The sequence below is a fragment of the Phormidesmis sp. 146-12 genome (genome assembly GCF_052939495.1).
Genome location: NZ_JBJPHS010000163.1, coordinates 1 through 10684 on the forward strand (window position 1 = coordinate 1; position 10684 = coordinate 10684).

Genomic DNA, 10684 nt, shown 5'->3' on the forward strand with positions numbered 1-10684 from the left:
TATTGCCTAATAGGGTTATTCTCCATAATTGATGCGTCAAGGAAGGGAGGAGGGATTCTCACTTTGTTCTGGATGGAACTCGTCAGATGAGTAGGGAGGGACTCGAACCCCCAACGGTCATAGACGATCGATTTACAGTCGGTCTGCTTCAGCCATTTGCATACCTACCCAGGCAGTGCCGACGGGAGTCGAACCCGCAAACGCAGAATTGAAAGTTCTGTGGCTTTACCAATTTGCCTACGGCACCAGGATTTGAGTTTTCTACTTCAAGATTTCTACTTCGAGATTTCTACGATGTGTAAGGTTGAGAAGTCGTCTTAACCTGCAAGCAGACTGTAAGACACAAACCAATCAGACTAATAGGCAAATCAGTTTTTACCAGTTTGTAAGCTTCTTAGACTAAGGCACACCGTAGAACGCAGAGACCAGGATTTGAACCCGGACAAAAGGCTTTGGAGACCCTTGTGCTGCCGTTACACTATCTCTGCATTTGGTCGCAGCGGTGGGAGTCGAACCCACAATCACCAAGATATGAACTTGGGGCTTTACCAATTAAGCAACACTGCGATCGTTGGACTCCAGGGTGAGAATCGAACTCACGAATAATTGGTTTTGCAGACCAACGCCTTCCCATTTGGCAACCTGGAGATGCAAACCTGGATTGGTGGAGACGTGGGGAATCGAACCCCAATTCTGCAACCGTCCGTTTGTTGGTTTCGGAGCAGTCGAATACCATTCACGTCCCCATCAGCGAGGATGACAGGAGTCGAACCTGTGGCAACTTGTCTCGGAAACAAGTACTCTGTCCATCTGAGCTACATCCTCATTTGGGAGCCTCGACGGGAGTTGCACCCGCTTCTCTGTACTTGAGCGGCACAGCGACTTTTCTAGTTGTCCACAAGGCTACACGGGAATGATGGGATTTGAACCCACGATCTTCGGTTCGACAAACCGCTGCTTTGAGCCAGACTAAGCTACATTCCCAAGGTGGTCTCTATTTAGTTTTCATGGTTCAGGTTTGCTGGTGTCAGCCGGAATTAGGGAAAGTCGTGTTCGATCGCCATTAGCTGGCGTACTTCAGGCTGTTGGATAGCGTAAGAAGAATTGCTTCCCTGATTGAGTGGTGTCTCTCAAAGCGTTGCAGGGAATGTGTTTGCAGTAATTTCCAGGGTTTTGAGAAGTTGCTAGTTAGTAGAAGGGAGCAAGTGGTCATCGGATTAGCTCCTTTGCGTTGTGTTTTGGTGTTGTGTTCTGGTGTTTCGCTTTCATACTACAAATATAATACAACGTACTACACAATGTCAAGAGCATACTACAACTTTTTTTTGAAGGGTGAGAGGACAAGGGTGCAGAAATCGCTGTATTGCCCTCTCTATGCCAGATTCGCTGACTACGCTACTCAGAAAACCCATCCTTTACAACAGGGGTTGTTCTTTCCAAAACTGTTCTGCGAAGGCGATCGCTGGGTGAATGGGTGATTTGGGCTTAGTGTTGAGAACCATGCCGATTTCGTGTAGTAGTCGATCGCCCTTAGCTGAGTTACATCTTTCGCAAGCGGCTATCACGTTGTCCCAGGTATGGGTTCCGCCTTTTGAGCGGGGGATGACGTGATCGATCGTGAGATGTTTGGTTGTGCCGCAGTATTGGCAGGTGTGATTGTCACGGCGAAACAGTTCTCGACGACCCACAGGAGGGATTTTCCAGCGCCGCTCGGAGTTACCACCGGTCAGACGAATGTGTTCTGAGATTTGTAGTACGACGCTGGGCGATCGCACTTCCCATTGACGAGGGCTGCCATACTCCAGCGATTCGGCTTGTCCGGTGACGAGGAGCACGATCGCTCGTTTGATATTGATGCGTGCCAGGGGCAGATAGTTTTTGGAAAACACGACCACCTGGTTTTGAAGTATGTGTGGTTGTTCGGTCTGTTGAGCTTGCATTAAAGTTCACTCCTAAAAAAAATCCCCACCTCTGACGATCAGGAGCGGGGGGAGAAAGTTAGATGTACTTTTCTCTAGACCAGTGTCAGGATTGCCCTGCACCTCCCGCTGTCGATCGATTGACCCGGATTTAGCCATCTGGCGGCTGTAATGCCTTCGCTGGTGGATTTGTGTCCGCTAAAGCAATCTGCTCCCTCACACGCCCGCACTAATGTTTCGCCCAAACCCTGATGGAGTAGGCGTGACATAGCATTGCGTAAGAACGATCGGAGGATACAAATCATGGAAGGCTTTGGTGGCTGTATTACGGTAACTATTTGTATACTACATCTGTAACACCACGTTGTCCAGCCTTTCACTAGAGTTTTTGAAATAAGACTAAACCTGGTTGACTAGGCAAATTAAACCAACGATGTTCAAAGACTTGGGTAGACGGGCAACCTGAGTTTATGAAGTTAGGGAACAGCTTCTGCAAATTTTTGGAAAACCTAGCAGAATGGAGTAGCTTTTGTCACCTCTCGACCTGGAACGATCGCCCCAATCCATGACCCTAGACCCCAACCTCGGACGACTGATCAACAATCGCTATCGACTAATCGAAGCGATCGGTCAAGGTGCAATGGGCAGTGTTTACCGAGCAAAAGATGTGCTGTTAGGCAACCCAGTCGCGGTCAAACTACTGAAACGTCATTTAGTCAGCCAAAAAGCCTGCGATCGCTTTGAAAATGAAGCAAAAGTCTGCGCTCAACTGGGTCAAAAAAGTCACCATATTGTGCGCGTCACAGACTACGGAACTGATGCTTACGACGTGCCGTTTTATGTGATGGAGTATCTGTCTGGTGAGAGTCTGAGCAGCGTGATTCAACTCGAAGCGCTCTCACTGTCTCGGTTTCTGCGATTGGCGCTACAAATTTGCCTGGGGCTGCAATGTGCTCACACAGGAATTGTGATCGATGGTAAACAAGCACGCGCGATCGTGCATCGAGACATCAAACCCGGCAACATCTTGATCAGTCCCGACCCCAGTTGGCAAGAACTGGTTAAAATTCTCGACTTTGGCATTGCCACCATGCTTGCAGCAGACGAAGCTGCCTCCGCCTATATGGGCACACCTGCCTACTCAGCGCCAGAGCAACTCGCGGGTGAAAGCTTTGACGTGCGTTCTGATATCTACAGTCTGGGTGTGACGCTGTTTGAGATGCTGACTCGTCAGTTGCCGCTATCAGCCGGGTCACCTTCTCACCAAAGCTGGTATCATGCCCACTGCTCTCAGTCTCCGCGTCACTTTCGAGAAGTTGCTCCCAAGAAAGACTTTCCTAAAGCGCTGACAAATCTGATCATGAGTTGTCTAGAGAAATCACCAGAACAGCGCCCTCAGTCGATCGCCGAGATTCTCACCGAACTCAACCCCCTGGTCGAGCGACATTCGAGAGAGGTTAGTCACGATCGACCGATTCGCTGGCGTGAAGTCAAACCGATCTCTACTCAACCCGAAAAAGTCACAGGCGTTCCGATTTATCCAGACCGTGGACAGTACAGCAAGAGTGTCTTTGCTCACCCTTTTGCGGCCGAGCGAGAAACGCTGCCTGCTTTGTGGGTGATGTTGCCCCATGCTGAGATTCAGTCAATTCAAATCAATAAGCTGTACAACCAGATTCATCAGCGACCCTTTTTCTGCCCGTCGCCGCACCCGATGGTGATGTGGACGATCGCGATTTCAAACCCGACTCATGGCAAGCGCCGTCTCAAAGTATTTCTCGATTTGAAGTCAGCAGAAGGACAAAAAATGCTGCGGTTGATGGTCGAAAAACAACGATATGCAGTCCTATTTTTTGATTTAGAAGCGCCTCACTGCTGCGTCCATCGAATTGACATTAACCTAAATTCAGCGCACAGCGCAGAACTACAAAAATGGTCGGTGGATGCCCAATCAGTTGTCTCGATCGGCACTCCTGAAATGAGTAAAGCCATTCTACGTCGAGAGTTTAGCCATGATGCCTAACCTATAAACTCAGGTCAACATTCAACTTTTCAATTCCATAGAGAACAAGCGAAGTTCCCGCTTTTCTACATCGACCTCTTTCTCTTTAGGTGAACCCGATCGTTCTCTAGTTCTGCTGAGATTGGAAGTGTTGAAGCTGTTCGATCGTAAGCTTTGTCAACTGTGAAATTTTATCTATTGGAAAACCGTGTTGCAGCAGGTTGAGAGCGATCGCCATCGCCTTTTCTTCCTGTGCTTCTCGGTAGACTCGTGTTTCTTCAAGTTTAGTCCCTAACATCGCATCAATCTCCTGCCGCGACAGATTAGTAAAATCGAGCAATCTTCTTGGACGTAGAAAACAAGATCGCTTTCTAATCCCGTTTGATCTGAGATTGGAGGTTTTGAAGTTGTTCAATGCTGAGTTCAGTAGCTTCAGCGATCATCTCCAGCGATAGGTTTTTTTGCAGCAGGTTGAGAGCGATCGCCATCGCCTTTTCTTCCTGTGCTTCTCGGTAGACTCGTGTTTCTTCAAGTTTAGTCCCTAACATCGCATCAATCTCCTGCCGCGACAGATTAGTAAATTTGTAGACCATAATCGTGCTGATCATCTCTATTATGCTTTGTCTCGCTGCTCCTGTAGAAGCCTCTTGATTTGCTCTTCCAATTAGCAGTCTGGCAATTTCTGGTGCATTCACTTCATCGACGATCGTCAGCACCATCGCCGCCACACCCAAGGGCAACTCTTCAACGTTACCCAACTCGTTTAGATATACCCGATGCACTTGGTCACTGTTTAGAAGTGCTCGATACGGCTGAGAATTTGTCTGCTCCACTGATCGCGAGGGATAAATCACCACCGCCTGCCAATCTGCATAATAATCACGATTGCGATAAAAATATAAAAAGGATTCACCAAACAGCCGTTCATACAATTGCTCATCTTTTTGCATCTGTACTTCAGCAAAGAAAACTGTCCCCGACGCTTCAGCCATTGGCGGTAAAAACACGCCGTCAATCTCAAATTTTGGCTCTTTGACAGCGACCGACTCAAATCGATATTGCTCAGACAACTCAGGAGGCGTGTCTAGCAACTCAAACAGCAAACTGGGCGATTGACGAAACAGAGCATAAAAAATTGAATCCCGACGCATGGGCAAAATTATTTAATAGGAGCAGCGTCTAATCGTACTTCATTAACTCTACTTGAGTTCGGAGTCGCGCGATCTCTTCCCATTAGCCCACAATTAGAGGGTTGTAATGACAGTGAGAATTGCGCCGTTCGGGATTGGGTAAAGGACGAGGCATCGCAATTCCGTATCCCTGAGCATAGTTGACTCCTAGCGATCGCAACTGCTCCAAAATTTCGTCATTTTCTACAAACTCAGCGATCGTTTGAATGCCCATCACCTGTCCAATTTGTTTGATTGCCTGGACGATTGCTAAATCGATTGGATCGTCCATCATCTGACGAATAAAACAGCCATCAATTTTGAGATAGTCGATCGGTAGATTCTTTAAATAGGCAAAAGAAGACATGCCACTGCCAAAATCATCTAACGCAAAACGGCAACCTAAACTTCTTAAATCACAAATGAACTGGGCCGCTTTAGTCAGATTCGCGATCGCTAACGTCTCTGTGATTTCAAAACAGATCATCTCTGGTGGAATTTCATGAATACTAAACTGCTCATGTAGGAAATCAATAAAGTGATCATCATTAATACTGGCACCAGATAGATTGATTGCATAAAGATGATTACAAGCGTGGTGTTGGTGCTGACACTGTTGCCAAAGATTACGATAGCGCGGCCCTTGAGTTGAGAATAACGTCTTGATCACCCAGCGATCGATAAATTGCATAAGATGATACCGCTCTGCCGCCGGAATAAACATTCCTGGAGCCACAATGTTGCCCTCCTCATCTCGCAGTCGCAGCAGGACTTCATAATGCTCACTGACAAAGGAAGACGGAACGACAGGCACGATCGATTGATAATACAAACAAAATCGATTTTCTTCTAAAGCCTGCGTCAGCCGAGCCACCCAGCGAATTTCACCCTTTTGTCGAGCCAGTTCGCGATCGTCCGCCTGATAAACCTGAACTCGATTGCGCCCGCGATTCTTAGCCGCATAACACGCTGCATCTGCCGTACTCAAAGCTTCAGCGACATTTTTTGTCTCAGCTGTGATCATCACCAGACCAATACTAACCCCGATCGTAAACACTTTCTCCTGCCAAAAAAATCGAAAAGACTGCATCTGTTCACAGAGCGTTTCGGCGATCTTTCGAGCCTGTGGTAGCGGACAGCGGTGCAGCAACAGTCCAAACTCATCGCCTCCCAATCGAGCCAGTGTGTCGGTTTGGCGCACCTGAGCCTGGAGCAAATTTGCCACCTGCTGCAACAATTCATCCCCCGCCGCATGACCACAGGTATCATTGACAATTTTGAACTGATCGAGATCCAAATAACACAGTGCATGTTGCTGACCCTGCGATTCAGCATTTTGCACCATTTGCTTGAGACGGTCTTCAAATTCTTGACGGTTGACCAATCCGGTGAGCGCATCGTGGCTGGCTTGCCAACAAAGCTGCTGAGTCAGGCGACGAGTCTGAGAAACATCGTGAAACACAATCACCGCTCCAAAAATCGCCCCATCTCTCGCCCGAATTGGAGCCGCCGAATTTGCGATCGCAATCTCTCGACCATCACGGGCAATTAGAATCCTTTGATTATCTACGCCCACCGTACAGTTCTTTAAGACTTGATGAATACACCCCTCGGCCGCCTCACGAGTGGTTTCATGAATAATCGGAAAAACTGTCTCTAACGGCAAGCCTGCGGCCTCTGGCTGCGTCCAACCAGTGAGCGCTTCTGCAACTGGATTGAGCGATTTTACCCGACCAGAGGCATCGGTTGTAATCACCGCATCCGCGATCGATTGCAGTGTCACCTGCGCCAGTTCTTTTTGATGAAATAGTGAATGTTCTAGCCGAATTCGCTCTGTAATTTCGAGGCTCACTCCACCCAACCAAGATCGCCCCGCACTCCTAAGTGGAAACTTAAACGACAGCCAATAGTTCAATGTGCCGTTAGGGTTTTTCACGGTTTCGATCGCTTCGGTGGTCTGCCCAGTGGTTAATACAATGCGATCGTTTTGGCGCACTTGTTGAGCCGTTTCGTGAGGGAGCCAATCAAAGTCAGTTTTTCCCTGAATGCTGTTAGGTGGAAGATCAAATCGCTGTTCTACAGACTGATTGGTGTAGACATAGCGCCCCATTTCGTCCTTGATGAATGCTAACAATGGGCTGTGATTCATAAAGGTTTGAAAGCGAAGTTCACTCTCTTGAAGAGCCGTTTCAACCTGGCGACGACGCTTGAGATCGCGATGAATCGTTAACGCTGAAGCAACGACGATCGTGAATGCCAACAAACTACTTCCGCTAATGATCCAGGTAACGGTTTGGGTTCTGATATTTGCCTGTACTTCTTGCTGTTCTAAAACTTGTCGTTCGCGGCCTTCCATTTCTTGTAGCAGCGATCGGATCAAATCCATTTCTGCTTTACTTTTGTCAGGTTGCACCTTTTGTAAGACTGTCGAGAGTCCTTGCGATCGCCTGAGTTGAATCGTGCTACTAAGTTCTGCGAGATGGGTCTCGACGATCGGTTTTAGGGTCGCTAGTCGCTGCTGTTGTTCGAGATTTGCAGAAGCCTGATGGAGCGCGTTTAGTTCTTGTTGTGCGGCTTTTACGCCTCGGTAATAGGGAGCTAGATAGTCTGATCTGCCTGTGATCAAGTAGCCGCGCTGTCCGGTTTCTGCATCTTTGAGGCTAGACATCAATCTTTGCAGTGATTCTACGACTTTGCTCGTCTGGGCTACCTGGGTCAAACTCTGATTAAGCTGGCTGACACTCCCCACAGACACAACACTCACCAGTCCCAATAAGGATAATGCTGCACCAAAACCAGCAGTTACTTTTTTCTCGGTGGAGAGCTTCATTGGCGAAAAAGAATGTGCGATCGACGGCAGGGTTAGAAATAGAGGTCGGTGTCTCAACTGCCCTAGTGTGCCCAGATTCATGTAATTTGGTCAATGAAGGTGCGGTGATCAGTTTGTCGCGATCGCCACAGCAGAAATTTTGCCGCTCAATTAGAGTTCTCTAGGGTAGAAAACGGCTTTCTGAGTTGCTTTCTTGGCTCTACTGGGTCTTTTCTTATACATCAAGCGAGAGGTTGGCGCTGGTAGGTCAAACCCCACAACCCATCGCTATTTGATAAGCAATGTAGCAGTCAATTAAATCATTCTGTATTTTTCCAAAGGTTGTAATGAATACGAAACAAACGTTAACTTCGGTAGAAATTCCCGTCATTGATTTTGCGCCTTTTGTGAAAGGTGATCGGGCAGGTCAGCAGACTGTCGCTCAAGAAATCTATCGAGCTTGTCATACGATCGGGTTTATCTACCTCAAAAATCACGGCGTTGACCCAACCCTATTAGAAAAAACATTTGCTCAAAGTCAACAATTCTTTTCATTGCCCCTAGCCACCAAACAACAGCTTGCCTGGAACGATGAAGTCAGCAACCGGGGCTATATTGCCATGCAGCGAGAGCAGCTTAATCCCGATCGTCCGGGTGACGCAAAAGAGGCGCTCAACATGGGCAGAGAAGATCGAATTTCTGCTAATCCTGCCCTGACCCAAAATCGCTGGCTGGCTGAGGATGTGTCCTTTCGAGAGACGATGTTGGACTTTTTTGAAGCCTGTACAGAAACCGCCGATCGCGTCTTTCGAGCGTTTGCTTTAGCGTTAAATTTGCCAGAGTCGTTTATCAGCGATCGTCATGTCAATCAAGAATCTGTGCTGCGATTGTTGCACTATCCACCCATGCAAGCTTTGGAACCAGGACAAATTCGCGCCGGAGAACATTCTGACTATGGCTCGGTGACTTTGTTATTTCAAGATCAAATGGGTGGTTTAGAAGTGCAGACCGCAGACGGAGACTGGATTTCTGCCCCTTGCATTCCCGATACACTGTTGGTCAATACCGGAGACTTAATGGAGCGCTGGAGCAATGATGTGTTTCGGTCTACCAAGCATCGCGTTATGCCTACCTGCGATCGAGCTTCTCATCGCTATTCGATCGCATTCTTTTGCCAACCTGATTATGAGGTCGAAATCGCCTGTCTCCCTAGCTGTCAAAGCTTAGACAATCCCCCTCGCCACGCCCCCGTTTTGTCAGGAGAGTATCTGCTGAGTCGGCTTCAAGCCGCGTATTAGTGACATTTGGACTAGAACTTTGGACTAGAACTAATGTCGAATGTCGAACTTGTGAAAAATAGCCCTGCAAAGATTTTTTAGCTTTCGATCGCCAAATTGTCAAAGTCAACACTATCTGATCAAACGGCTCGTTCTAATCTAGGTCGGATGAGTTGTTGTCTATCGACCAAACCGTGAGGAGCGCGTCCTTTAGAGGGAGTGCTTTCAGAAAAATGAACGCAGAATACAGCCGGGTAAATTCGATCTCAAAGACCCCAAGCAGCCTGATTGACGACGTGTTTCCGGTCGTTTACTCGACGCTTAGCACCGAGGCACTGATTGCTAGAATTTTGCCCAACTATGAGATTGGGATAGTGACCCGCTGCCAATTTTGGAATCGAGGACTCAGTGATGTCTATCTCGTCGAAACTCAAGCAGGCCCTTATATTCTGAGAATTTCTCATCTCCACTGGCGCTCTAAATCTGACATTGATTTTGAACTGGAACTATTGGATTTTTTGCAGCAAAACCGAATTCCGATCGCCCACCCTCTAAGAACCAAAACCGGACAGCTTGCGATCGAGATCACTGCCCCCGAAGGTAAGCGCTACGCTTCTTTGTTTATCTACGCACCTGGAAAAGTCCCTTTGGGCGATTTGAATCCAACTCAGAGTCACAAACTGGGCGAAACAGTCGCAAAACTGCATCTCGTATCAGAAAATTTTCGCAGTCACGCCGATCGCCATCCGCTCACGCTCAAATATCTACTGGACGATTCTCTCAAGATCATTGCTCCCTTTCTCAAAGCGCAGCACTTAGCGTACGTCGAGGAAGCGATCGCTCACATCAAACTCCAGCTTCAAGACTTTCCGCAAGCGCCGCCCTATTGGGGAATTTGTTGGGGCGATCCGCACAGTGGCAATGCTCATTTTACCGATGACAATCAAGTGACACTGTTTGATTTTGACCAGTGTGGCTATGGCTGGCGAGCGTTTGAAATCGCTAAATTTCTGCAAGTTGCCCTTTGTACAGGGGTCGGAAAAACGGTACGAGAAGCTTTTTTGACGGGCTATCAGTCGGTGCAAGCGGTGACGGAGTTAGAGATAACTGCCCTACAGTCGTTTACGCAGGCGGCCCAGATTTGGCGATGGGCAATCAGTGTTAATCATGCCAACACTCACGAATACAGCCGACTAGACGACCACTATTTCACTGTGCGGCTAGAACAACTCAAACGCCTAAAATCCCCCGACTGGCAACTGTTTTAAAGGACTTAGAAATAAGAATTAAATAACTTCGACAATTGGAGAGTCTCGGATCGCCCTCCTCACAACGTGGGGCGAAGCCCTCGCCAACCCTTTTCCCTGGGGAGAAGAGGGCTAGAGTCCGGTTCCGCTCCTTGGGGCTACCGTGTACACACAAGTCCGGAATCGCTTCGTTTCAATCGGCTTCAGCCCCCTAAATCCCCCAATCTGGGGTAGGGTTGATTTATTCTATGGGAAGGAAAT

The 10684-nt window shown here is 48.0% G+C and carries 9 protein-coding genes and 8 tRNA genes; 4 read left to right on the forward strand and 13 right to left on the reverse strand.

Annotated elements, in window-relative coordinates; all coding sequences use genetic code 11:
- Nucleotides 1–87: 87 nt before the first annotated feature.
- The 10 genes from ACKFKF_RS32525 to ACKFKF_RS32570 form a co-directional block, all read right to left on the reverse strand.
- Nucleotides 88–170 (reverse strand) — tRNA-Tyr (locus tag ACKFKF_RS32525).
- 3 nt (nt 171–173) lie between these two features.
- Nucleotides 174–247: transfer RNA gene (locus tag ACKFKF_RS32530), tRNA-Glu, on the reverse strand.
- 170 nt (nt 248–417) lie between these two features.
- Nucleotides 418–488, reverse strand: a tRNA-Trp gene (locus ACKFKF_RS32535).
- Nucleotides 489–491: 3 nt separating this feature from the next.
- A tRNA-Ile gene (locus ACKFKF_RS32540) sits at nt 492–567 on the reverse strand.
- A 5-nt stretch (nt 568–572) separates the two neighbouring features.
- Nucleotides 573–648 (reverse strand) — tRNA-Cys (locus tag ACKFKF_RS32545).
- A 14-nt stretch (nt 649–662) separates the two neighbouring features.
- Nucleotides 663–746, reverse strand: a tRNA-OTHER gene (locus tag ACKFKF_RS32550).
- A 5-nt stretch (nt 747–751) separates the two neighbouring features.
- A tRNA-Arg gene (locus ACKFKF_RS32555) sits at nt 752–825 on the reverse strand.
- Nucleotides 826–908: 83 nt separating this feature from the next.
- Nucleotides 909–984, reverse strand: a tRNA-Asp gene (locus ACKFKF_RS32560).
- A gap of 431 nt (nt 985–1415) precedes the next feature.
- A complete protein-coding gene (locus ACKFKF_RS32565; protein WP_446871542.1) occupies nt 1416–1940 on the reverse strand; it encodes an HNH endonuclease in 525 nt (174 codons plus the stop codon).
- Nucleotides 1941–2014: 74 nt separating this feature from the next.
- Nucleotides 2015–2188: a hypothetical protein gene (locus ACKFKF_RS32570; RefSeq protein ID WP_446871543.1), complete on the reverse strand. Its 174-nt coding sequence runs from the start codon at nt 2186–2188 to the stop codon at nt 2015–2017.
- Nucleotides 2189–2448: 260 nt separating this feature from the next.
- On the opposite strand from ACKFKF_RS32570, the gene ACKFKF_RS32575 reads away from it, so the two are divergent.
- Entirely contained in the window at nt 2449–3942 is a 1494-nt protein-coding gene (locus ACKFKF_RS32575; RefSeq protein WP_446871544.1) for a serine/threonine protein kinase, read from the forward strand.
- A 106-nt stretch (nt 3943–4048) separates the two neighbouring features.
- Here the strand turns inward: ACKFKF_RS32575 and ACKFKF_RS32580 are convergent, their stop codons facing one another.
- The 3 genes from ACKFKF_RS32580 to ACKFKF_RS32590 form a co-directional block, all read right to left on the reverse strand.
- Entirely contained in the window at nt 4049–4219 is a 171-nt protein-coding gene (locus ACKFKF_RS32580) for a hypothetical protein (protein WP_446871545.1), read from the reverse strand.
- 73 nt (nt 4220–4292) lie between these two features.
- Entirely contained in the window at nt 4293–5072 is a 780-nt protein-coding gene (locus ACKFKF_RS32585; RefSeq protein ID WP_446871546.1) for an Rpn family recombination-promoting nuclease/putative transposase, read from the reverse strand.
- Between the two features lie 82 nt (nt 5073–5154).
- Nucleotides 5155–7920 carry an EAL domain-containing protein gene (locus tag ACKFKF_RS32590; protein WP_446871547.1) on the reverse strand — a complete coding sequence of 922 codons (2766 nt, stop codon included), beginning with the start codon at nt 7918–7920 and terminating at the stop codon, nt 5155–5157.
- Here ACKFKF_RS32590 and ACKFKF_RS32595 point away from each other — a divergent pair.
- From ACKFKF_RS32595 to ACKFKF_RS32605, 3 genes are all read left to right on the forward strand, one after another.
- Nucleotides 7920–8084 carry a hypothetical protein gene (locus ACKFKF_RS32595; RefSeq protein WP_446871548.1) on the forward strand — a complete coding sequence of 55 codons (165 nt, stop codon included), beginning with the start codon at nt 7920–7922 and terminating at the stop codon, nt 8082–8084. The genes ACKFKF_RS32590 and ACKFKF_RS32595 overlap by 1 nt on opposite strands.
- Nucleotides 8085–8246: 162 nt before the next feature.
- Nucleotides 8247–9197, forward strand: coding sequence for an isopenicillin N synthase family dioxygenase (locus ACKFKF_RS32600; RefSeq protein ID WP_446871549.1), 951 nt, complete (start codon nt 8247–8249; stop codon nt 9195–9197).
- Nucleotides 9198–9409: 212 nt separating this feature from the next.
- Complete coding sequence (locus ACKFKF_RS32605; protein ID WP_446871550.1) at nt 9410–10444, forward strand: homoserine kinase; 1035 nt, start codon at nt 9410–9412, stop codon at nt 10442–10444.
- The last annotated feature ends 240 nt before the right edge of the window (nt 10445–10684 follow it).